Raw genomic sequence first — 21912 nt, 5'->3', positions numbered from 1 at the left:
ACCATGCGTTTTGCGACCATTCTGCTGACTTGCCTCTGCTTGGCCCGCGTCGCCCATGCGCACGAGTTCTGGATTGCCCCACGTGACTATACGGTCGCCACTGGGGATGCGATCATCGCCGACCTGCGCGTCGGACAGGACTTCAGGGGAGCGGCGCAAAGCTACTTCCCCGGCAAGTTCGCGCGGTTCGAGGTGAGGATGGGGGATCGGACCGCCCCTGTCGAGGGGCGCATCGGGGACATCCCTGCGCTCGACATGCCGGCTCCCCAAGAAGGCCTCGCCATCGTCATTCACGAAACCGCCAACCACGACCTGACCTACCGCGAGCGGGAGTTGTTCGAGAGGTTCGTCGCGCACAAGGATCTGGGCGACGTCCTTGAACGTCATGCGCAGCGCGGTCTTCCCGAGCTTGCCTTTCGCGAGGCCTACACGCGCTACGCCAAGTCACTCGTCGCCGTCGGGGATGGTGCCGGAACGGACCTCGCCGTGGGGCTTCACCACGAGATCGTCGCGGGGCTCAATCCCTTTACAGACGATCTTTCGGGCGGCATGCCAGTGCAGGTCCTCTATGATGGCGCACCCCGTGCGGAGGCGCAGGTCGAGGTTTTCGCCCGGGGTCCGTCGGGCGAGATCACCCAGAGCTTCTATCGCACCGACGAGACGGGGCTGGCGGTTATCCCGATGGCTCCCTCGACCGAATACATGGTCGACGCCGTGGTCATGGAGGATACCGGCAACGACGACCCCGATGCTGGGCCGGTGTGGCATTCGGCCTGGGCCAACCTGACTTTCAGCACGCCCTAGTCGGACATCGCGCGCGCGGCTTCATAGAGCGACAGCACGCTGGGCCCCATGGCATCGACGTTGAGCCGGACACCGGTCGCATTGGGATGGATGCCGTCGCTTTGCAAGAGATCCTCCTGCGTCACGGTTCCGGTTGCCACGGCCTCGGCCATGCCCTCGAAGACATAGGGAAAGAAGATCGCGTCATGCCGTTCAGCCAGCCGCGGATAGAGCGCGTCGAAGGCGGTCTTGTAGTCCGGGCCGTAGTTCGGCGTCGCCTTGTATCCCACCAGCAGGACAGGCAGGCCCCGGTCGCCGATCTTCTGAAGGATCTTGTCGAGGTTGCCTTCCACCGTCCCGGGCGGCGTGCCCCGCAGGAGGTCGTTGCCGCCAAGCGCCACGATGACGGCGTCGATATCCTCGGTCAGCGACCAGTCGAGCCGTCCCAGTCCCCCGGTGGTGGTATCGCCCGACACGCCCGCATTGACCACGTTCACCTCGGCATCCCTCGCGCGCAACCAGCCTTCCAGCACGGGCACGAGCCCCTGGTTCTGGGGCAGGCCATAGCCCTGTGTCAGGCTGTCCCCGAAGGCGAGGATGCGGACGGGATCCGCGAAGGAAGGCAACACGAGGAAAGGAAGCATTAACAGCCCCTTGGATATGCTCGCGGCAGGCTTACATGCCCATGAGCGAAGACGCCGAAGGACCCCGCCCATGACCCAAACCGTTCTTGATCTCTCAGGGGTCGACCTCAGCCTCATGGGCAATGCCGGGCCGGTGGATATCCTGCGGGGCATTACGCTGTCCATCGGGCGGGGCGAAACGGTCGGGCTCACGGGGCCAAGCGGGTCTGGCAAAAGCTCACTCCTCATGCTCATGGGCGGGTTGGAACGCGCGACATCGGGTCGGGTGTCGGCACTGGGCCGGGATCTTGGACCGATGGACGAAGACGCGCTCGCCCGCTTTCGAAGGGATCATATGGGGGTGGTCTTCCAATCCTTCCACCTTATTCCGACGATGACCGCTCTGGAAAACGTCGCAACGCCGCTGGAACTTGCCGGCGCGCCCGATGCCTTTGCCCGCGCCGAGGCGGAGCTTTCGGCAGTGGGTCTGGAGCACCGGGCCGGGCATTATCCGTCGCAGATGTCGGGCGGCGAACAGCAGCGTGTCGCGCTCGCGCGGGCTGCGGTAACACGACCGGACATCCTTCTCGCGGATGAGCCCACGGGAAATCTCGACGGAACGACGGGGCAGGCGATCATGGACCTTCTCTTCGGGCTGCGCGACCGCCACGGGTCGACCCTGGTCCTCGTCACTCACGCGCCCGACCTTGCGGAAAGATGCGACAGGGTGATCCGCATCGAAGACGGCGCGCTTGCCGCATGACCATTGCCTGGAAGATCGCACGCCGTGAACTGCGCGGGGGCCTGTCGGGCTTTCGCGTCTTCCTCGCCTGCCTTGCGCTGGGCGTTGCGGCCATCGCCGCGGTGGGATCGGTGCGCGACAGCATCGAAGCGGGGATCAGGGAACAGGGGGCCGTTCTTCTGGGTGGCGATGCCAGCGTGGAGTTGACCTATCGCCGCGCCTCCGCGGAGGACCTGAGCTATCTGGCCTCGATTTCCGAGGAGGTCGGCGAGGTCATCGACTTTCGCTCCATGGCGACATTGCCGGATGGTTCGGACCGCGCCCTGACGCAGGTCAAGGCGGTGGATGGCGCCTGGCCCATCTACGGGGAGGTCGTCCTTGACCCGCCGCTTCCGCTCGACGAGGCGCTCGGGGATCGCGACGGGCTTCCCGGTGCGGTGCTCGACCCGCTTCTCATCGCGCGGCTGGAGCTTGGGATCGGCGACGTGATCCGGCTCGGCGAGCAGGATTTCCGGCTGTCCGCCGCACTTGTGCGCGCGCCCGACAATGCCGGCGGCGGCTTTGACTTCGGACCGCCCACGGTCGTGCTCACCTCCGCGCTCGCCTCCTCCGGGCTTCTGGCCGAAGGCACGCTTTTCGATGCGGAATATCGCCTTCGCCTGCCGGAAGGGACCGCCTTGGGCGCGTTGAAGGACCGGACCGAGGCCGCGATGGCCGGCTCGGCGCCCAGGTGGCGGGATGCCCGCAACGGCGCGCCCGGTGTGAGCGAGTTCATCGACCGGCTGGGATCATTCCTCGTTCTCGTGGGGCTTGCCGGGCTCGCCGTGGGTGGTGTCGGCATTTCCGCCGCCGTCCGCGCCTATCTCGAAACCAAGACCGAGGTGATCGCGACCCTGAAGACGCTTGGCGCCGCGCGCAGTACGATCATGATGACCTATGCGCTACAGATCGGGGTGCTCACCGCGTTCGGCCTTCTGATCGGGCTGGTGCTCGGGGCACTGCTTCCCCTTGTCGCCGGGCCCATCATCACGGCGAACCTGCCGATCCCCGCCGATATTTCGATCCGTCCCGGGCCGCTGGCCGAGGCCGCGCTCTATGGTGTGATCGCTGCCGCGCTCTTCACCCTCTGGCCGCTCGCGAAATCCGAGAACATCCGGGCCGCGGCGCTCTTTCGGGACGCGGCCTTCGGGGCCGAAGGATGGCCGCGCCCGCTCTGGATCGTCGTCACCTTGGTCCTCCTCGGCCTGCTCGTCGGGAGCGCCGCGTTCTTTTCTGGCATGGCGGAGATTGCGCTCTGGTCGGCTTTCGGGATTTCGGCGGCCTTTCTGCTTCTGGTGCTGGCCGGGCAGGGGGTGCGTGGCCTGTCGCGCCGGCTTGCCCGTCGGCCAGCCTTGCGTGGCCGGCCCAGCCTGCGCATGGCGCTCGCTTCGGTCGGCGGACCGGGGAACGAGGCCGCTTCGGTGGTCCTCTCGCTTGGACTTGGGCTGTCGGTTCTGGCCGCCGTGGGACAGGTGGACAACAATCTGCGCGGCTCGATTGCGCGCGAGCTGCCCGACATCGCGCCGAGCTTCTTCGTCGTCGACATTCAGCCCGACCAGATCGACGCGATCCGGGACCGGGTGACCGGCGACACGGCTGTCAGTCGCATGGACGCGGCGCCCATGCTGCGCGGCATCATCACCGAAATCAACGGGCGCCCCGCCCGCGAGGTGGCCGGGGATCACTGGATCGTCACCGGCGACCGGGGCGTGACCTATGCCGCAGCCCTTCCCGCGCGCACTGAGATCACCGAAGGCGACTGGTGGGCCGAGGACTATGACGGTCCGCCGCTCATCAGCTTCGTGGCCGAAGAGGCCGAGGAAATCGGTCTGTCGCTCGGGGATACGATGACGATCAACATCCTGGGACGCGAGATCACGGGAACGCTGGCGAGCTTTCGGGATGTCGATTTTTCTTCCGCCGCGATGAATTTCACGATCACGATGAACCCCTCGGCCCTTGCTGGTGCACCGCATTCCTGGCTTGCCACGATCTATGCCGAGCCGGAGGCCGAAGCGGCGCTTCTGCGCGATATTTCCCGGGCCTATCCCAACATCACGATGATCTCAGTCCGGGATGCCATCGGACGGGCGACGGACCTCATGTCGACCATCGCGGCCGCCGTCACCTATGGCGCGCTTGTTACCTTGGCCACCGGAGCGGTGGTGTTGATCGGGGCCGCCGCCGCCGGTGTGCGCGCCCGGACCTACGAGGCCGCGATCCTGAAGACGCTCGGGGCACCTCGTGGCCGGATCCTTGCAAACTTCGCCCTCAGGTCCGCGATCCTCGGTGCGGCCGCCGGGATCGTCGCGGTTTTCGCGGGCGCCATGGCGGGCTGGGCGGTCTCGACCTTCGTGATGCGCACCGACTTCGTGTTCGAACCCGTGTCCGCCGTCGCCATCGTGGCGGGGGGCATCGCGCTTACCCTTCTGGCCGGGCTCGGATTTTCCCTGCGCCCGCTCTCGGCCCGTCCGGCGCAGGTCCTGCGCGCGCGGGAGTGACCGGAAGGGCCGGGTCCCGACCCTGTCAGGGTGCCGGGCTTCCCGGTGCCTGTGGCGGTGCAGTCGGCACCGGTTTCGCCTCGCGCCTGAAAAGCCGGGCCCCCGGCTCGCCCGGCCCATACCAATCCTCGTTCCGGGTGAGCCACATGGTCGCTGCCAGAGCGAGGAAGGCGAGCGTGGAGCCTGCGATAAGTGCATAGTCGGCGCTCTTCAGGATGAAATAGAGCACGGCGTAGACGACCAGGAGCATAGCGCCAAGGACCGGTGTGCGGCTCCCGAGCTTCAGCCCGACCCAGCCAAAAAGCGTGATGAGCAGGATCGTCGCCCCCGACGACAGCGCATAGGCCGCCGTGAAGCCGATCTGCTCGGCATAGGCGACCATGAGCAGGACAAAGACCGTCTGCGCGAGACCGATCAGCACGTATTGTACGGGGTGCGCGGGGCGCGTGGTATTGCGATCGATGAGCAGAACCGTGAGGAAGGTGAGCGCGATGAAGAGGATGCCGTATTTCGCCGCGCGGTAGGCCTTTTGATAGAAGTCGTTCGGCTCGTAGAAATCGACGCCGAAGGCCATGTTGCTGCGCATCGCTTCGGTGAAATCCTCTCGGCTCACCTGCGGCAAGGTGCGGGCAAGGTGCGGGATGGTCCATGTCGCCTCGAAGCCCGCGTCGGTGATGGTCGATCCGTCGGGCAGGAAGCCGCCCGTGAAGCTGGGGTGGGGCCAGTCGCTTTCGATCGTGACAGCGGTATTGCGCCCCACTGGCACGATCTGGAGGTATTGCGCGCCGTTCAGGCCAAGGTCGAGCCGGTAGCCGTCGATTGCGCGCACATCCGTGATTGCCGCCTCGATCCCGCCCAGATAACCACCGCTCGCGATGGGTTCGATGGCGATCTCCGCGCCGTCGCCGGTCAGCGTCGCCACCCCGCGCAGCGCCGCGTTCGAGGTGAGGTTGACCACGAGCCGCGCGCCCGCCCAGTCGATTTCCTCTTGGCCGACCAGCGCCGTCTCGGCGGCCTCTACCGGGAAATCGAAGTCCATTCCCACCGCGGCGCGGTAGACCGGGACGTTGAAGATGCCCCGGTAACGCATCTCGGTCTCGGTCCGCATCGTGACGTCGTAGCGGCCCGGCAGTAGTCGGATCGGGTCGCGCGTTACCCGTTCGAGCCGCGACAGGGGCCGGGTCACGGGGTTTCCGTTCGCGTCCAACTGCTGCGCCCCGCTCTCTTCGTCGATGACGGGTTCCGAGATCACGCGCGTAACCTCTTCGCTCACCGGCAGGACCAGCATGGGGCCGGACAGCACCTGCTCGCCGCCCCACTCCCGACCGACCTCGCGCACCGCGTCGCGGGAGTAGTTCTTGCGCGAATTGATCACCTCGGAGGCGAGCATGAGGGGGATGACCATGAGGACCGTCAGCACGCCCACGATGAAGAACCGAAATCCCAAAGATCCACGCATGACATGCTCCTGCCGCTATGGCGCAACCATGCCGCGAGGCTCCCGCGCGTGCAACGAAAAGGAAAAGGCCCCGCCGGTCGCGCCGACGGGGCCCTGAAAGAAACCGAGCTTTCGCCTTAGATCGAGCGCTGCACCATCATCTTCTTGATCTCGGCAATCGCCTTGGCCGGGTTCAGCCCCTTGGGGCAGGTCTCGGCGCAGTTCATGATCGTGTGGCAGCGGTAGAGCTTGAACGGATCCTCGAGGTCGTCCAGACGCTCGCCGGTCGCCTCGTCCCGCGAGTCGATGATCCAGCGGTAGGCATGGAGCAACGCGGCCGGCCCGAGGTAGCGATCCTGGTTCCACCAGTAGGACGGACAGGCGGTCGAGCAGGACGCGCACATAACGCATTCATAAAGACCGTCAAGCTTCTTGCGGTCTTCGATGGACTGGCGCCACTCCTTCTGCGGCGCGTTCGTCTTGGTCTCGAGCCACGGCATGATCGAGGCATGCTGCGCGTAGAAGAGCGTGAGATCGGGGACGAGGTCGCGCACCACGGGCATGTGGGGCAGGGGATAGATCTTCACATCGCCCTTGATCTCGTCCAGCCCGAAGATACAGGCGAGGTGGTTGCGCCCGTCGATGTTCATCGCGCATGAGCCGCAGATCCCTTCGCGGCAGGAGCGGCGGAAGGTGAGCGTCGGGTCGATCTCATTCTTGATTTTGATGAGGGCGTCCAGAACCATCGGCCCGCATTTGTCCATGTCGAGGAAATAGGTGTCGACCCGCGGGTTTTCGCCATCGTCGGGCGTCCAGCGGTAGATCATGAACTTGCGGACGTTCGTCGCGCCGGCGGGCTTTGGCCAGGTCTTGCCGGTTCGGATCCGGGAGTTCTTGGGGAGTGCGAGTTCAACCATCTACGTGTCTCCTTAGAACGTCCGCGCTTTCGGCGCGATAGTCTTGAGCGAAATCCCACCCTGATCTTCGGTGGTCAGCGGATCGACGATAACTGGACGATAGGTGAGGTCCACCTTGTTCCCGTCGACGCGCGAAATCGTGTGCACGCGCCATTTGTCGTCGTCGCGCTTGTCGTGGTCTTCCGACGCATGGGCCCCACGGCTTTCCTTGCGCGCTTCCGCTCCGTGAATGGTGGCAAGCGCGTTCGGCATGAGGTTCGTGAGTTCCAGCGTCTCCATGAGGTCGGAGTTCCAGAAGAGCGAGCGGTCCGTCACCTTGAGGTCGCCGATCTTGGCGGCGATGGCGGTCATCTTCTCGACCCCCTCGGCCAGTGTCTTGTCGGTCCGGAACACCGCGGCGTCGGCCTGCATGGTCTTTTGCATCTCGAGCCGGAGTTCGGCGGTCGGCGTGCCGCCATTGGCATTGCGCAGCCCGTCGAAACGGTCGAAGGCCTTGTCGATCGACGCCTGATTGAGCTTCGGGTTCGCCGCGGAGGCATCGACCACCTTGCCCGCCCGGATCGCTGCGGCGCGGCCAAAGACCACGAGGTCGATGAGCGAGTTGGACCCAAGCCGGTTCGCGCCATGGACCGAGGCACAGCCCGCCTCGCCCACGGCCATGAGGCCGGGAACGACGGCATTCTGGTTGCCCTCGGTCGGGTTCAGCACTTCGCCGTAGTAGTTCGTCGGGATGCCACCCATGTTGTAGTGCACGGTCGGCAGCACCGGGATCGGTTCCTTCGTGACGTCGACGCCCGCGAAAATCTTGGCAGACTCCGAAATCCCCGGCAGACGTTCCGCCAGCGCTTCGGCGGGGAGGTGCGACAGGTTGAGGTGGATGTGGTCGCCATGTTCGCCCACACCGCGGCCTTCGCGTATCTCCATGGTCATGCAGCGGGAGACATAGTCGCGCGGCGCAAGGTCCTTGTAGTGGGGCGCATAGCGCTCCATGAACCGCTCGCCTTCTGAGTTGGTGAGGTAGCCACCTTCGCCACGCGCGCCTTCGGTGATCAGACAGCCGGAGCCGTAGATGCCGGTCGGATGGAACTGCACGAACTCCATGTCCTGAAGCGGCAGGCCCGCGCGCGCCACCATGCCGCCACCGTCGCCGGTGCAGGTGTGCGCCGAGGTGGCCGAGAAATAGGCGCGGCCATAGCCGCCAGTCGCCAGGACCACCATCTTCGCGTTGAAGACGTGGAAGGTGCCGTCGTCCAGTTTCCAGCAGACCACGCCCTGACAGACGCCGTCCTCCGACATGATCAGGTCGATGGCGAAATACTCGATGTAGAACTCGGCGTTGTTCTTCAGCGACTGACCGTAGAGCGTGTGCAGGATCGCGTGGCCGGTGCGGTCGGCGGCGGCACAGGTGCGCTGCACCGCGGGGCCTTCGCCGAACTCGGTCGTGTGACCGCCGAAGGGGCGCTGGTAGATCTTGCCTTCCTCGGTGCGCGAGAAGGGCACGCCGTAGTGTTCGAGCTCATACACAGCCGCGGGCGCTTCACGCGCGAGGTATTCCATCGCGTCCGTGTCGCCCAGCCAGTCCGACCCCTTCACGGTGTCGTACATATGCCACTGCCAGCTGTCCGGGCCCATGTTGCCAAGCGAGGCGGCGATCCCGCCCTGCGCGGCAACCGTGTGCGAGCGGGTCGGAAAGACCTTGGTCACGCAGGCGGTCTTGAGCCCCTGTTCGGCCATGCCCAGCGTTGCGCGCAGGCCCGCGCCACCGGCGCCCACGACGACCACGTCATATTCATGCGTTTCGTATGCGTATTCTGCCATGGTCCGTCCCTCAGGCCCCGAGCGAAATTTTGATGACGGCGTAGATGCCGACGAGAGCGAAGAGCGAGCAAAGCAGCCGCGTCGCGATCATGAGGATCATGCCGCGCCGCCCGTGGACGTAATCCGCGATGATCTCCTGCAAGCCTTGGAACAGGTGCAGGAAGGTGGTGATGAAAAAAGCGACGGCGATCACGGCGTTCACCGGATGCGAATAGGCCGCCAGAACCTCTTCATAGCCGTCGCCAAGGTTGTAGGCGAAGGGGAAGACGAAGAGCGGTACGAGGAACAGGAGCGCAATCGAGCTGATACGCTGTTCCCAGAAATGTTTCGTGCCCGACTTGGCCGAGCCAAGTCCTTCGACGCGCGAGCGGTCGGTCTGATAACGCATGAGGTCCTCCCTTACGCGACGATGACGGTGATGGCGACCATGATCACGGCGAAGACGAGACCGAAGATCGCCGAACGCTGTGTGGTCTTGGCGCCGAAATAGCTGCCGGTGTCCCAGATGAGATGGCGCACGCCGTTCGCAAAGTGGAACCACAGCCCGCAGGCCGAGAGGAAGAACACGATGTCCCCGAACCACGAGGTGAGCACGGCGCTGGCGGTTTCGAAATATTCCGGCCCGGTGGCGAGCGCGAGGAAATACCAGACGACCAGCACGGCGGTCACGCTCAGCGCGGCGCCAGCGATCCGGTGCAGGATCGACAGTTTCGCGTTCAGCGGCAGGCTATAAACCTGAAGGTGGGGGGAAAGGGGGCGACCCTGCGGGTTCACATCAGCCATGAAGCGACCTTTCGATGCAGTTGGCGAAGGCTTGTGCAATTGCGGCATGTCTTAGACCCGGGAGCGGGCGAGAGTCACGCGCGGATTACGGAAAAATGGGGCTGACAGGCGCTAACACCACGGATTTCGAAGTGTTGTGATCACACGCAAATGTCTTGTGATCACAGTTGGGCGCCAGCGGACGCTGCCTCGCCGAAAGTCAGCATGCTGCGGACAAATCACGATTTCCCGGGGTCCGGGACCGCAGGGCAGGGTCCATGCCCGGCGACCGGCGCGGTCTATTCCGCGAGCGCCGCCAGTTCCTCGCCCAGTTCGGTGCAGATCAGGATCTCGCGTGGGTCCGGGTCATAAAAGGCGTTCGATTGTCCGCAGGGAATGACGCTGACCGTCACCGGTTCGGGGAGCACCATGGCCGCGTTCAGACGGGCGACCTCGCCCTTGACGAAGTCGGTCAGGTGATCGCCTTCGTTGAGCACCCAGTCGATGCGCACCGACTGCCCGGGCGCGTCGGTGGCCAGACTGTCGAGCACCGCCCCCCAACTTCGCGCGGCGAGGCGATACTCGTCCTCGCAGGTCTCGGCGCGTTCTTCCGGCAGGTCGAATTCAGCCAGCATCGTCTCGCGCCCCTGAATGTCGGCGCCGTACATCAGGCAGGCGAAGTTGTAATACCGTTGCATGTCCGGGCCATGAACGTCCCACAGGGCAAGGTCGTCGGGATGGTCGCCCGCATGTTCGGCATAGATTCGGTAGTTCTGCCCTACGTCGCGCGCCATGTCCCCAACCGTTGCACCGTCGTGCAGCCGGTTCATCAGGACGATCGCGAACATGTCGGCGGCGAATTCTTCCGGCCCATAGACCGGAAGGTCCAGCACGTCGATGAGCGCGTGGGCCAGCTCGTGATAGAGCGTTTCGGTGACATTCGCCTCGACATAGGCGAGCACTGGATCGGAGTTGACGCGGCTTTCCCCGCCGGTGACGGGTCGGGCCGCCATTTCCCTCGAAAAGGTGTAATCCACCTTGGACCCCTCCGCCCAGAGGGCCGAGGGTCCAAGCATCAGGGCAAGGGCAAGCGCGCGTCGCATGACGCAATCAGGTCGGCATGAGCGCCCAATAGTCAAGATCGAGCATCACATGGGGCAGGTATTTCCCGTCGTCGCCCTTCAGCGCGAAGTCCCGATGGTCGCCCTTGACCGCGACGAGCCGCAGCCGGATTGCGCCGACACCGGGGGCAGGCGTCTCGGCCCTGTCGAGCACCTCGCTCCAAGCCCGGATCGTGTCGCCTGCAAAGCAGGGGTTGGCATGGGCGCCGCCGTTCAGACCGATGATCATCTGTGCATTGGCGAGGCCATTGAAGGACAGCGCTCGCGCCATCGAGATCACGTGGCCGCCATAGATCAGCCGCTTGCCATCCTCGCGGTTGGTCGCGTCGAAATGCACCTTGGCCGTGTTCTGCCAGAGCCGCGTGGCGAGCATATGCTCGGCTTCCTCGACCGTGACACCGTCCACGTGGTCGATCGTTTCGCCGACCTCGTAATCGCCCCAGCGGTGCGGCTCGCCCGCAAGGGCGAAGTCGTAGGACGTAAAGTCGAGCCCCTCGGGAATCCACAGCTCTGACGCCGGCACGACCTTGGCCAGATCCGGCACGACCGTTTCGGGCGCGGGCGCATCGAGGTTCTTCTTGCGCACCATGACCCAGCGCACATAGTCCAGGACCACGTCGCCGTGCTGGTTTGTGCCTTTCGTGCGCACATAGACCACGCCGGACTTGCCGTTCGAGTTCTCCCTGAGGCCGATCACCTCGCTCTCGGAGGCGAGGGTATCGCCGGGCCAGACGGGTGCACGCCAGCGCCCCTCGGCATAGCCGAGGTTCGCGACGGCATTGAGCGAGATGTCAGGGACCGATTTTCCGAAGACCACATGGAAGGCAGCCAGATCGTCCATGGGCGAGGCCGCCAGCCCCGAGGCCCGCGCGAATTCATCCGAGGAATAAAGCGCATGACGCGCAGGATAGAGCGCGTGATAGAGCGCCCGCTCGCCACCGGACAGGGTGCGCGGCACCGCGTGGCGGATGGTCTCGCCCACCCGGTAATCCTCGAAGAAACGGCCCGGATTGGTTTTTGCCACCTATTGCTCTCCCAGTTTTGTCTCCGGGGTATAGACCCCCGGCGCGTCCTTGGTGACCGCCTGGCCGCAGCGCATGACGCCATTCGCGGCGTCGAAGGCATAGGTGGGCGAGCCGTGGAGTTCCCAGCCCTTGTTGAGCGCGGCCGTGACCTTGTGACAGAATTCCGACGTGTCGTCGGCCGACAGGAAGCGATAGAGTTTCACGACGTCACCTCACCCGAACACTGGATAGCCAAGCCAGGTGTGCACCCAGGCGATGACCCCGAAGACGACCACAGCGCCAACCACAGCGCCGATTTCCTTACCCATCGGGAAGGGTCCGGTGGCTTTCGCGGGGCGGGCTGCGCGGTTGATCAGGATGACCTCGAGCACGGCCCAGACGAGGAGACCGCCGAAGAGGACGTAAGACGGAACATCGCCGTTCACGAGCAGGTGGGCGAGCGCCCAGGCCTTGACCGCCGTCAGTTGGGGATGCCGGATCTTCGACGTGATCCAGGTCTTCATGCCGGAGGCGGCGAAAAGATAGACCGCGAGAAGCACGAGCAGGTTGTTGATCCCGACGAGCGCCGGTGTCCGGCCCCAGTGCACCGCACCGTCCGCCATCCGGTAGCCGATGACCATCAGAACGATACCGGCCAAGGACGCAAGCGCCACGAGCCCGCGCCCCTTGTCGCCCATCCGCGCCCGCGCATCGGGCGCAAGGCGCTTGAACAGATGGGCGCCCGACCACAGGAGCACCCCCAAAATCAACACTATCATGGCTTATCCTTCGAGGCTGGCGATGGCCTCTGCCTTGGCGAGCAGAGCTTTCGCCGTCACGATATGCAGATTCTCCACGATCTTTCCATCGACGACGGCGACGCCCTGCCCCGAGGCCTCGGTCTCCTCGAAAGCTGCGATCTGGCGGCGTGCGAGGTCGAGGTCCGCCTCCGACGGGGCATAGACCTCGTTCGTCACGTCGAGCTGCGCCGGGTGGATCAGCGTCTTGCCGTCGAAGCCCAGGGCGACGCCCTGGACGCATTCCGCCCGCAGGCCCTCGTCGTCCTTGAAGGCGTTGTAGACCCCGTCCACGATGACCTTGCCGGCCGCCCGCGCGGCGAGGAGCGCCAGTTGCAGCGAGGTCATGAGCGCGAAACGGTCGGGCGTGACCCGGCAGCCCAGTTCCTTGACCAGATCGTTGGTGCCCATGACGATGCCTTGCAGACGCGGGTGCGCCGCGATGGACTTGGCGTTCAGCACACCCTCGGGCGTCTCCATCATCGCCCAGAGCGGCGTGTCGCCCGAAACCTCGGCCAGCGAGTCGAGATCGGCGGCGCTGTTCACCTTGGGCAGGAGCAGGGCGTCGATGTCGGCCCCGGCGAAAGCCTCGGCATCCGCGCGGCCCCAGTCGGTGTCGAACCCGTTGATCCGCACGATCTTCATCCGGTTGCCGAAGCCGCCCTTGGCAAGCTCCGCCTTCAGCGTCTCGCGCGCATCGTCCTTCGCGTCGGGCGTCACCGCGTCCTCGAGGTCGAAGATGATCGCGTCGGCGACCAGTCCCCGGGCCTTGTCCAGCGCGCGTTCCTTCGAGCCGGGGATGTAGAGCACGGAGCGCACGGGACGGGACAGGGTCATTCGATTCTTCCTCTGGGCAATTTTGTTGCGCAAAACAACATGGCTGCGCATGAATTGGCAAGCCCTGTTCTGCCGCGACGCAGCATAGGCAACGCCTTTGGGGTGCCGTTCGCCGAGTTAACCACTTTTTCGCGCTTCGTTCGCGATGATGAAGGCACCGAACGAAAGGGCGATGACATGAAACGTTCTCTGATTATCTCACTTGGGATCGGCGCGGTGCTCACCATGACGCTGCCGGTCCTTGCCCAGAACCAATGCGCAGACCGGGAATTGGTGCTCACCCAGCTTGCAGACAGGTTCGGCGAGTCGCGGCAATCCATCGGCATGGCGCAGGGCGATCGCGTCGTGGAAACCTTTGCCTCCGACATCTCTGGCAGCTGGACCATCACGGTAACGCTGCCCGACGGACAGATGTGCATCATCGCTGCCGGGCAATCCTGGGAAGAGGTCGAGGAGGCCGTCGCCTCGGGTCAGCCGACCTGACCCCGGCGCGTCTCAGGTCAGCGCATCCCAGATCAACTTGCCTCCGGTCGCAAGCAGAAGTGCATAGGTGATCGTGAAGTAGAGGCGTTCAGGGATCACGTTGTGCGCCCGGACCCCGAGCCAAACGCCGACGACGGCGGCAGGAACAAGCATCAGGTCGGCTTTGAGCGTATCCCAGGTGAAGATGCCCAGAAGCGCATAGGGCACGAATTTCATCAGGTTGATCGCCCAGAACATGAGCACCGTGGTCGCCTGATAGGTCGTCTTGTCGAGCCCGCGCGACAGCAGGAAGATCGCGGCGGGCGGGCCGCCTGCATGGCTCACGAAGCTGGTGAACCCCCCGACCGCCCCGGCAATGCCACCGCCCAGATCGCCCATCGGGCGCCGCGCCGGACGCAGAAGGCCGTATTTCCGGGCGAGCTGAAACGCCACGAAGCCGACCGCGACCGCCCCGATCATGAGCCGGAACACATCCTGGTTCGCGAGCGAATAGACCGCCGTCCCGACCGCCACCCCGGGCACAGCGCCAAGGATGAACACCCCCGCCGCGCGTCCGTCCCACTTGCGCCAATAGGGACGCAGGGCCGTCACATCCATCAGCATGAGGAGCGGCAGCATCAGGCCAACTGCCTGCCCCGGTTCAAGAATCAGGGCGAGCAGTGGTGTCGCCGCAAAGGCCGCTCCTGACCCGAAGCCGCCCTTGGAAACGCCGGCAAAGACGACGGCGACCGTGGCGACGGCGAAGAAGGTCAGGTTGTATTCCACAGTATGCCGCACCCCGAAGCCCTTGGACCACTTGAGGTTTAGCGCCACCATTTCTGGCCGCAACCCCTCGCGACACGGCCATGCTGCATCGCCGCGCCCTTGAACAGATCGGGGAAGGGGGCTAGGCAGCGCAGGGACAGTAAACCTGATCGGAGATCACTCTCATGGCACGACCCAAGATTGCCCTCATCGGCGCAGGTCAGATCGGCGGCACGCTCGCCCACCTCGCCGCGCTCAAGGAACTCGGGGACGTCGTCCTCTTCGACATCGCCGAAGGCACCCCACAGGGCAAGGCACTCGACATCGCCGAAAGCGGACCCGTGGACGGGTTTGACGCGATCCTCAAGGGCACCAACGACTACGCCGACATCGCGGGCGCCGACGTCTGCATCGTGACGGCCGGCGTGCCGCGCAAGCCCGGCATGTCGCGCGACGACCTTCTGGGCATCAACCTCAAGGTCATGAAGTCGGTGGGCGAAGGCATCCGCGACAACGCACCGAACGCTTTTGTCATCTGCATCACCAACCCGCTGGACGCGATGGTCTGGGCGCTCCAGCAATACTCCGGCCTTCCGGCCGAAAAGGTCGTCGGCATGGCCGGCGTTCTGGACTCTGCCCGTTTCCGTCACTTCCTGTCGGTCGAATTCGACGTGTCGATGAAGGACGTGACCGCCTTCGTGCTCGGCGGCCATGGCGACACCATGGTGCCGCTGTCGCGTTACTCGACCGTCGGTGGCATCCCGCTCCCCGACCTCGTGGAGATGGGCTGGACGACGCAGGACAAGCTCGACGCGATCATCCAGCGTACCCGTGACGGTGGCGCCGAGATCGTCGGCCTTCTGAAGACGGGCTCGGCCTTCTATGCCCCTGCCGCGTCGGCCATCGAGATGGCGGAAGCCTATCTCAAGGACCAGAAGCGCCTCCTGCCCTGCGCGGCATGGGTCGACGGTGCACTGGGCCTCAACGGCATGTATGTGGGCGTGCCCACCATCATCGGCGCCGGCGGGATCGAGCGGGTCGTGGACATCAAGCTCAACAAGGACGAGCAGGTAATGTTCGACAAGTCGGTCGACGCCGTGAAAGGCCTCGTGGAAGCCTGCAAGGGCATTGACGGCGGCCTCGCGTAAGCGACGGCGTGACCTGTCATTCCAGGGGTTGGCGGAAACGCCGGCCCCTTTTACGTTTCCTCATGGCAAAGAACCAGGCTTCATCGCCAGCTGTTCAGGCGCACCATACGCCGCCGAACCCCTGCCTTGAAGAAGCGGACAATCAGGTCTCACCTATTCGGTTAATTTGTGGTATAGATGCGTCACAGCTGTGAGCGGTGACAATTTGCCCTTTTGTTTTTGGGAGAGGGGCGGCACATATTCCGACAAAGAGATGGGATAGACATGACGAAAAGACGCGCCGATTTCAACGAGAACCGGTTGCGGATCCTGAATGCGGCAGACGAGATTTTTCTCGAACGCGGTGTGGGTGCGCCTCTCGATACCATTGCACAGCGTGCCGGCGTTGGAAGAGCGACATTTTTTCGGCACTTCGCGGATCGCCGGGCGCTCATCAACGAGATGCTGGACCAGTTCCTGAATAAACTCGAAGCGGTCAGTGCGGGTTTGCCGCAAGAGGGCGCTTCGATTTTCGAACTGGTGACCACCTTTTACAATGAAATGGTGCATTATTCGCCGGTCGCCGATTATGTGCGCGCGCAAAGCCGGGAAGATCCCGTGCTGCTCGAAGCCATCGACCGGTTCCATGCGCTGCTCAAGCCCCATGTGCGCCGTGCCGTCTCGGAAGGACTCGTGCGGGCGGATCTGCGGGAAGCTGACGTGGTGATCTTCGCCGTCATGCTGGCCGCCGCGGCGACCACGCCCAACATCGGTCCCGAGGGGCGGCGGCGCGCTTATGACCTCGTCTATGAAGGGCTTCGCGCGACTCGATGAGCGCGCCCCACTCCGGCGGATGGTGCGATTCCGGAGGCGGGCGTGAGGCCCGCCTTTCGCCTTTCCGGGATTGAAAACATCTTTGTGATCACAAGATTTGCGCGTGTGATCACAGTTAGCGATATTATCGGCCTATTTCAGCCAAGCCCCGAAAAAACCGTTTCAACGCGGCTTGCGGCATGGCAATTGGGCGCCGAACGCTAACCACAGGGACGAGTTCATGAACATCCATGAATATCAGGCGAAGGCCCTCCTTCGCGAATATGGCGCTCCGGTTTCCGACGGTCGCGTGGTTCTCAAAGCCGAAGAAGCGAAAACCAAAGCGGGCGAGATGGACGGCCCCCTTTGGGTCGTGAAGGCTCAGATCCACGCCGGCGGCCGCGGCAAGGGCCACTTCAAGGAAGAAAGCGCGGGCGAAAAGGGCGGTGTCCGCCTGGCCAAATCGGTCGAAGAAGCCGCGGAAGAAGCCCGCAAGATGCTCGGCCGCACGCTGGTCACGCATCAGACCGGCCCGGCTGGCAAGCAGGTGAACCGCATCTACATCGAAGCCGGCTCCGACATCGAGACGGAACTCTACCTCGCGCTCCTCGTGGATCGTCAGACGAGCCGCATCTCTTTCGTCTGCTCGACGGAAGGCGGCATGGACATCGAGGAGGTCGCCGCGTCGACCCCCGAAAAAATCCTGTCGTTCTCCGTGGATCCGGCCACGGGCTACCAGCCCTACCACGGCCGCCGCATCGCCTTTTCCCTCGGCCTCAAGGGTCCGCAGGTCAAGCAGTGCGTCACGCTCATGGGCCAGCTCTACAAAGCCTTCGTCGAGAAGGACATGGAGATGCTCGAGATCAACCCGCTGATCGTGACCGACAAGGGCGATCTCAAGGTTCTCGACGCCAAGCTCGGCTTTGACGGCAACGCGCTCTATCGCCAGCCCGACATCGCGAACCTGCGCGACGAGACCGAAGAGGACCCCAAGGAACTCGAAGCCTCCAAATACGACCTGAACTACATTGCGCTCGATGGTGAGATCGGCTGCATGGTGAACGGCGCGGGCCTCGCCATGGCGACGATGGACATCATCAAGCTCTACGGCGCGGAACCCGCCAACTTCCTCGACGTGGGCGGTGGTGCGACGAAGGAGAAGGTGACGGAAGCCTTCAAGATCATCACGTCGGACCCGAACGTGAAGGGCATCCTCGTGAACATCTTCGGCGGCATCATGCGCTGCGACGTGATCGCGGAAGGCGTCATCGCCGCCGTGAAAGAGGTCGGCCTGCAGGTCCCGCTCGTTGTGCGCCTAGAAGGCACGAACGTCGAGAAGGGCAAGGAAATCATTGCGAACTCCGGTCTCAACGTCATCGCCGCCGACAACCTGTCGGACGGTGCCGAGAAGATCGTGAAAGCGGTGAAAGGATAAGAACATGGCCATTCTCATCGACGAAAACACCAAGGTCATCTGTCAGGGCTTCACCGGCTCGCAGGGCACCTTTCACTCCGAACAGGCCATCGCTTATGGCACCAAGATGGTCGGCGGCGTGACCCCCGGCAAAGGCGGTTCGACCCACCTGAACCTGCCGGTCTACGACTCGGTCCACGAGGCGAAGGCCAAGACCGAAGCCAACGCGAGCGTGATCTACGTGCCGCCGCCCTTCGCCGCGGACTCGATCCTCGAAGCGATCGACGCCGAGATGGAGCTGATCGTCTGCATCACCGAGGGCATACCGGTGCTCGACATGATGAAGGTCAAACGCGCGCTGGTGGACTCCAAGTCGCGGCTTATCGGCCCGAACTGCCCTGGCGTCATCACGCCCGACGCCTGCAAGATTGGCATCATGCCCGGCCATATCCACAAGCGTGGCTCGGTTGGCGTCGTGTCGCGTTCGGGCACGCTGACCTATGAAGCCGTGAAACAGACCTCGGACATTGGCCTTGGTCAATCCACGGCGGTCGGCATCGGCGGCGACCCGATCAAGGGCACCGAGCATATCGACGTGCTCGACATGTTCCTCGACGACGACGAGACCACCTCGATCATCATGATCGGTGAAATCGGTGGGTCGGCCGAAGAAGAAGCCGCCGAGTTCCTGGCCGAGCAGCGCAAGAAAGGCCGCTGGAAGCCGGTCGCCGGCTTCATCGCCGGTCGCACAGCACCGCCCGGACGTCGCATGGGCCACGCTGGCGCAATCGTGTCTGGCGGCAAGGGCGATGCGGAGTCCAAGATCGAAGCCATGAAAAAGGCAGGCATCGTGGTGGCCGACAGCCCGGCAACGCTGGGCGAGGCCGTGCAGAAAGCCATTGCAGGCTAACACAATCGTCATGCGCGCCTGCTAGACGCGGGCGCGCATATACCCATTTTGTCAGGTGACACCATGACGGACCAAAGCCCCAACGACCTCTACCACGCCTCTTCCTTCATGCAGGGGCACAATGCCGAATACCTCGAACAGCTCTACGCGCGGTTCGCCAATGACCCTTCGTCGGTCGACGAAGCCTGGCAGGCGTTCTTTCGCGAGTTGGGCGACACCGAGGTGGACGTCAAACGAGAGGCGCAGGGGCCGTCCTGGATGCGCGCCGACTGGCCGCCGGAACCTGACGACGATCTGACCCATGCGCTGGACGGGCAGTGGCCGACCGACCTTCCGTCGCGCCCCGCCGCGCTGGCCGCGAAGATCGCGGAAGGTGCCAAGAAGTCCAACGTCGACGTGAGCGAGGACGCCGTGAAGCGCGCCGTTCTGGACTCTGTGCGCGCGCTAATGATCATCCGCGCCTACCGGATCCGGGGCCACCTGATCGCCGACATCGACCCGCTGGGCATGCGCGACAACACCCCGCACCCCGAGCTCGACCCCAAGAGCTACGGCTTCACCGAAGCCGACATGGACCGCCCGATCTTCATCGACAACGTTCTGGGGCTCCAGATCGCCTCGATGCGCCAAATCATCGACATCGTGAAGCGCACCTATTGCGGCACCTTCGCGCTGCAATACATGCACATCTCGAACCCCGAGGAATCCGGCTGGCTCAAGGAGCGGATCGAAGGCTACGGCAAGGAAATCACCTTCACCCGCGAAGGCCGCCGCGCGATCCTGAACAAGCTGGTCGAAGCCGAGGGTTTCGAGAAATTCCTCCATGTCAAATACATGGGGACCAAGCGCTTCGGTCTCGACGGGGGCGAGGCGCTCATTCCCGCGATGGAGCAGATCATCAAGCGCGGCGGCAGCCTTGGCGCGAAAGAGGTCGTGATCGGCATGCCGCACCGGGGCCGTCTCTCGGTTCTCGCCAACGTGCTGTCCAAACCCTACCGTGCAATCTTCAACGAGTTTCAGGGCGGCAGCTTCAAGCCCGAGGATGTGGACGGGTCGGGTGACGTGAAATATCATCTCGGCGCCTCGTCGGACCGGGAGTTCGACGGCAACAAGGTCCACCTGTCGCTGACTGCGAACCCCTCGCACCTCGAAGCAGTGAACCCCGTTGTTCTGGGCAAGGCGCGGGCCAAGGGCGACCAGTTCGGCGATCCCGAGCACCACTCGGTCATCCCGGTGCTGCTCCACGGCGACGCGGCCTTCGCGGGGCAGGGCGTGGTGGCGGAATGTCTCCAGCTCTCGGGTATCCGTGGCCACCGCACCGGCGGCACGATCCATATTGTCGTGAACAACCAGATCGGCTTCACCACCGCGCCGAGCTTCTCGCGCACCTCGCCCTATCCCACGGATATCGCGCTCATGGTGGAGGCCCCGATCTTCCACGTGAACGGCGACGATCCCGAGGCCGTGGTCCATGCCGCCAAGGTCGCGACCGAGTTCCGGATGAAGTTCCACCGCGACGTGGTGATCGACATCTTCTGCTACCGCCGCTTCGGCCACAACGAGGGGGACGAACCGATGTTCACCAACCCGCTCATGTACAAGAACATCAAGACCCACAAGACGACGCTCCAGCTCTACACTGATCGTCTGGTGCAGGACGGGCTGATCCCCGAAGGCGAAATCGAGGACATGAAGGCCGCCTTCCAGGCGACTCTCAACGAAGAGTTCGAGATCGGCAAGGACTACAAGCCCAACAAGGCCGACTGGCTCGACGGGCGCTGGTCGCACCTCGACCGGCAGGGCGAGGATTACCAGCGCGGCGAAACGGCGATCTCGCAGGAAACCTTCGACGAGGTGGGCCGCGCGCTGTCGACCGCACCCGAGGGCTTCGAGCTGCACAAGACGGTCGGTCGGCTTCTCGAAACCAAAGCCGAGATGTTCGCCTCCGGCAAGGGCTTCGACTGGGCCACGGGCGAGGCGCTCGCCTTCGGGTCGCTTCTGACCGAGGGCTATCCGGTGCGTCTCTCCGGTCAGGACTCGACGCGCGGCACCTTCTCGCAGCGCCATTCGGGCCTCGTGAACCAGCAGACCGAAGAACGGTTCTATCCGCTCAACAGCATCAAGGCCGGACAGGCGCGCTACGAAGTCATCGACTCGATGCTTTCGGAATATGCCGTGCTTGGCTTCGAATACGGCTACTCGCTGGCCGAACCCAATGCGCTCACCCTCTGGGAAGCCCAGTTCGGCGACTTCGCCAACGGTGCGCAGATCATGTTCGACCAGTTCATCTCGTCGGGTGAATCGAAGTGGCTCAGGATGTCGGGCCTTGTCTGTCTCCTGCCGCATGGCTTCGAAGGGCAGGGACCGGAGCACTCCTCGGCGCGTCTGGAACGCTTCCTTCAGATGTGCGGCGGTGACAACTGGATTGTGGCCAACTGCACCACGCCCGCCAACTATTTCCATATCCTGCGTCGCCAGCTGCATCGCAGCTACCGCAAGCCGCTGATCCTGATGACGCCGAAATCGCTGCTGCGCCACAAGCTCGCGACCTCGGACGCCTCCGACTTCACGACCGGGTCGTCCTTCCACCGCGTGCTCTGGGACGATGCGGATACGCAGCAGTCGACCGGCAAATCCGCCGCGACGCTGGTTGCGGACGACAAGATCAAGCGCGTCGTAATGTGCTCGGGCAAAGTCTACTACGACCTGCTCGAAGCCCGTGACGAGCGCGGCATCGAGGACGTCTACCTTCTGCGGATCGAGCAGTTCTATCCCTTCCCGGCGCTCTCGCTGGTGAAAGAGATGGAGCGCTTCCCGAACGCCGACGTGGTCTGGTGCCAGGAAGAGCCCAAGAACCAAGGGGCCTGGTCCTTCATCGAGCCCAACATCGAATGGGTTCTGGGCCGCCTGCGCGACACCAACAACCGCCCGACCTATGCCGGGCGTCCGGCCTCTGCCTCGCCCGCCACGGGTCTGGCCAGCCAGCACAAAGCACAACAAGCCGCGCTCGTGAACGACGCGCTGACGATCGAAGGGTAA

At 64.2% G+C, this 21912-nt stretch carries 21 protein-coding genes; 9 read left to right on the top strand and 12 right to left on the bottom strand.

The genetic code is table 11. The annotated features are described in order from the left end of the window. Window positions 1-3 precede the first annotated feature (3 nt). Window positions 4-804 (top strand): DUF4198 domain-containing protein, encoded by an 801-nt coding sequence (locus KJP29_RS17780; RefSeq protein WP_218464843.1) that lies wholly within the window; start codon window positions 4-6, stop codon window positions 802-804. On the opposite strand, the gene KJP29_RS17775 is transcribed toward KJP29_RS17780, so the two are convergent. Next, complete coding sequence (locus KJP29_RS17775; protein ID WP_218464842.1) at window positions 801-1427, bottom strand: arylesterase; 627 nt, start codon at window positions 1425-1427, stop codon at window positions 801-803. The genes KJP29_RS17780 and KJP29_RS17775 overlap by 4 nt on opposite strands. Before the next feature lie 70 nt (window positions 1428-1497). Here KJP29_RS17775 and KJP29_RS17770 point away from each other — a divergent pair, with 70 nt between their 5' ends. Together KJP29_RS17770 and KJP29_RS17765 are read left to right on the top strand one after the other, a co-directional pair. Beyond that, window positions 1498-2169, top strand: coding sequence for an ABC transporter ATP-binding protein (locus KJP29_RS17770; RefSeq protein WP_218464841.1), 672 nt, complete (start codon window positions 1498-1500; stop codon window positions 2167-2169). Beyond that, window positions 2166-4688, top strand: coding sequence for an ABC transporter permease (locus KJP29_RS17765; RefSeq protein ID WP_218464840.1), 2523 nt, complete (start codon window positions 2166-2168; stop codon window positions 4686-4688). The genes KJP29_RS17770 and KJP29_RS17765 overlap by 4 nt, the downstream gene beginning before the upstream one ends. 25 nt (window positions 4689-4713) lie before the next feature. Here KJP29_RS17765 and creD read toward each other — a convergent pair whose 3' ends face one another. The 10 genes from creD to KJP29_RS17715 form a co-directional block, all read right to left on the bottom strand. After that, window positions 4714-6147, bottom strand: coding sequence for a cell envelope integrity protein CreD (creD, locus tag KJP29_RS17760; RefSeq protein WP_218464839.1), 1434 nt, complete (start codon window positions 6145-6147; stop codon window positions 4714-4716). Window positions 6148-6263: 116 nt separating this feature from the next. Then, window positions 6264-7043, bottom strand: coding sequence for a succinate dehydrogenase iron-sulfur subunit (locus KJP29_RS17755; protein WP_218464838.1), 780 nt, complete (start codon window positions 7041-7043; stop codon window positions 6264-6266). Between the two features lie 12 nt (window positions 7044-7055). Next, a complete protein-coding gene (sdhA, locus tag KJP29_RS17750) occupies window positions 7056-8861 on the bottom strand; it encodes a succinate dehydrogenase flavoprotein subunit (protein WP_218464837.1) in 1806 nt (601 codons plus the stop codon). A gap of 10 nt (window positions 8862-8871) precedes the next feature. Further along, window positions 8872-9249, bottom strand: coding sequence for a succinate dehydrogenase, hydrophobic membrane anchor protein (sdhD, locus tag KJP29_RS17745; RefSeq protein WP_218464836.1), 378 nt, complete (start codon window positions 9247-9249; stop codon window positions 8872-8874). An 11-nt stretch (window positions 9250-9260) separates the two neighbouring features. After that, a complete protein-coding gene (gene sdhC, locus KJP29_RS17740; RefSeq protein ID WP_218464835.1) occupies window positions 9261-9644 on the bottom strand; it encodes a succinate dehydrogenase, cytochrome b556 subunit in 384 nt (127 codons plus the stop codon). 278 nt (window positions 9645-9922) lie between these two features. Beyond that, complete coding sequence (locus KJP29_RS17735) at window positions 9923-10726, bottom strand: DUF4344 domain-containing metallopeptidase (protein ID WP_218464834.1); 804 nt, start codon at window positions 10724-10726, stop codon at window positions 9923-9925. Window positions 10727-10733: 7 nt separating this feature from the next. After that, entirely contained in the window at window positions 10734-11768 is a 1035-nt protein-coding gene (locus KJP29_RS17730) for a MaoC family dehydratase (protein WP_218464833.1), read from the bottom strand. Then, entirely contained in the window at window positions 11769-11972 is a 204-nt protein-coding gene (locus KJP29_RS17725) for a DUF1737 domain-containing protein (RefSeq protein ID WP_218464832.1), read from the bottom strand. Between the two features lie 9 nt (window positions 11973-11981). Continuing rightward, window positions 11982-12527, bottom strand: a complete 546-nt coding sequence (locus KJP29_RS17720; protein WP_218464831.1) for an NnrU family protein — start codon at window positions 12525-12527, stop codon at window positions 11982-11984. A gap of 3 nt (window positions 12528-12530) precedes the next feature. Beyond that, the gene (locus KJP29_RS17715; RefSeq protein ID WP_218464830.1) at window positions 12531-13382 is read right to left on the bottom strand and encodes a CoA ester lyase; all 852 of its coding nucleotides are present in this window, start codon (window positions 13380-13382) and stop codon (window positions 12531-12533) included. A 177-nt stretch (window positions 13383-13559) separates the two neighbouring features. Between KJP29_RS17715 and KJP29_RS17710 the strand changes: the two genes are divergently transcribed. Next, a complete protein-coding gene (locus KJP29_RS17710) occupies window positions 13560-13865 on the top strand; it encodes a hypothetical protein (RefSeq protein ID WP_218464829.1) in 306 nt (101 codons plus the stop codon). A gap of 12 nt (window positions 13866-13877) precedes the next feature. Here the strand turns inward: KJP29_RS17710 and KJP29_RS17705 are convergent, their stop codons facing one another. Next, complete coding sequence (locus KJP29_RS17705; RefSeq protein ID WP_218464828.1) at window positions 13878-14681, bottom strand: sulfite exporter TauE/SafE family protein; 804 nt, start codon at window positions 14679-14681, stop codon at window positions 13878-13880. A 113-nt stretch (window positions 14682-14794) separates the two neighbouring features. Between KJP29_RS17705 and mdh the strand changes: the two genes are divergently transcribed. From mdh to KJP29_RS17680, 5 genes are all read left to right on the top strand, one after another. After that, on the top strand, window positions 14795-15757 hold the full coding sequence (mdh, locus tag KJP29_RS17700) for a malate dehydrogenase (protein ID WP_218464827.1): 963 nt from the start codon (window positions 14795-14797) through the stop codon (window positions 15755-15757). Between the two features lie 264 nt (window positions 15758-16021). Beyond that, window positions 16022-16570 carry a TetR/AcrR family transcriptional regulator gene (locus KJP29_RS19475; protein WP_218464826.1) on the top strand — a complete coding sequence of 183 codons (549 nt, stop codon included), beginning with the start codon at window positions 16022-16024 and terminating at the stop codon, window positions 16568-16570. Between the two features lie 220 nt (window positions 16571-16790). Further along, window positions 16791-17984, top strand: coding sequence for an ADP-forming succinate--CoA ligase subunit beta (sucC, locus tag KJP29_RS17690; protein WP_218464825.1), 1194 nt, complete (start codon window positions 16791-16793; stop codon window positions 17982-17984). 4 nt (window positions 17985-17988) lie between these two features. After that, window positions 17989-18873, top strand: a complete 885-nt coding sequence (sucD, locus tag KJP29_RS17685; protein WP_218464824.1) for a succinate--CoA ligase subunit alpha — start codon at window positions 17989-17991, stop codon at window positions 18871-18873. A 63-nt stretch (window positions 18874-18936) separates the two neighbouring features. Next, complete coding sequence (locus KJP29_RS17680; RefSeq protein WP_218464823.1) at window positions 18937-21912, top strand: 2-oxoglutarate dehydrogenase E1 component; 2976 nt, start codon at window positions 18937-18939, stop codon at window positions 21910-21912.

This window comes from Maritimibacter sp. DP1N21-5, assembly GCF_019218295.1.
Taxonomy (GTDB): domain Bacteria; phylum Pseudomonadota; class Alphaproteobacteria; order Rhodobacterales; family Rhodobacteraceae; genus Maritimibacter.
This window is presented reverse-complemented; position numbering and strand designations above follow the sequence as displayed.

What these genes read in the sequence shown, in the direction of transcription:
- KJP29_RS17780 (WP_218464843.1), top strand. Translation starts at nt 4, where the DNA reads ATGCGTTTTGCGACCATTCTGCTGACTTGCCTCTGCTTGGCCCGCGTC.
- KJP29_RS17775 (WP_218464842.1), bottom strand. Translation starts at nt 1,427, where the DNA reads ATGCTTCCTTTCCTCGTGTTGCCTTCCTTCGCGGATCCCGTCCGCATC.
- KJP29_RS17770 (WP_218464841.1), top strand. Translation starts at nt 1,498, where the DNA reads ATGACCCAAACCGTTCTTGATCTCTCAGGGGTCGACCTCAGCCTCATG.
- KJP29_RS17765 (WP_218464840.1), top strand. Translation starts at nt 2,166, where the DNA reads ATGACCATTGCCTGGAAGATCGCACGCCGTGAACTGCGCGGGGGCCTG.
- creD (WP_218464839.1), bottom strand. Translation starts at nt 6,147, where the DNA reads ATGCGTGGATCTTTGGGATTTCGGTTCTTCATCGTGGGCGTGCTGACG.
- KJP29_RS17755 (WP_218464838.1), bottom strand. Translation starts at nt 7,043, where the DNA reads ATGGTTGAACTCGCACTCCCCAAGAACTCCCGGATCCGAACCGGCAAG.
- sdhA (WP_218464837.1), bottom strand. Translation starts at nt 8,861, where the DNA reads ATGGCAGAATACGCATACGAAACGCATGAATATGACGTGGTCGTCGTG.
- sdhD (WP_218464836.1), bottom strand. Translation starts at nt 9,249, where the DNA reads ATGCGTTATCAGACCGACCGCTCGCGCGTCGAAGGACTTGGCTCGGCC.
- sdhC (WP_218464835.1), bottom strand. Translation starts at nt 9,644, where the DNA reads ATGGCTGATGTGAACCCGCAGGGTCGCCCCCTTTCCCCCCACCTTCAG.
- KJP29_RS17735 (WP_218464834.1), bottom strand. Translation starts at nt 10,726, where the DNA reads ATGCGACGCGCGCTTGCCCTTGCCCTGATGCTTGGACCCTCGGCCCTC.
- KJP29_RS17720 (WP_218464831.1), bottom strand. Translation starts at nt 12,527, where the DNA reads ATGATAGTGTTGATTTTGGGGGTGCTCCTGTGGTCGGGCGCCCATCTG.
- KJP29_RS17715 (WP_218464830.1), bottom strand. Translation starts at nt 13,382, where the DNA reads ATGACCCTGTCCCGTCCCGTGCGCTCCGTGCTCTACATCCCCGGCTCG.
- KJP29_RS17710 (WP_218464829.1), top strand. Translation starts at nt 13,560, where the DNA reads ATGAAACGTTCTCTGATTATCTCACTTGGGATCGGCGCGGTGCTCACC.
- KJP29_RS17705 (WP_218464828.1), bottom strand. Translation starts at nt 14,681, where the DNA reads ATGGTGGCGCTAAACCTCAAGTGGTCCAAGGGCTTCGGGGTGCGGCAT.
- mdh (WP_218464827.1), top strand. Translation starts at nt 14,795, where the DNA reads ATGGCACGACCCAAGATTGCCCTCATCGGCGCAGGTCAGATCGGCGGC.
- KJP29_RS19475 (WP_218464826.1), top strand. Translation starts at nt 16,022, where the DNA reads ATGACGAAAAGACGCGCCGATTTCAACGAGAACCGGTTGCGGATCCTG.
- sucC (WP_218464825.1), top strand. Translation starts at nt 16,791, where the DNA reads ATGAACATCCATGAATATCAGGCGAAGGCCCTCCTTCGCGAATATGGC.
- sucD (WP_218464824.1), top strand. Translation starts at nt 17,989, where the DNA reads ATGGCCATTCTCATCGACGAAAACACCAAGGTCATCTGTCAGGGCTTC.
- KJP29_RS17680 (WP_218464823.1), top strand. Translation starts at nt 18,937, where the DNA reads ATGACGGACCAAAGCCCCAACGACCTCTACCACGCCTCTTCCTTCATG.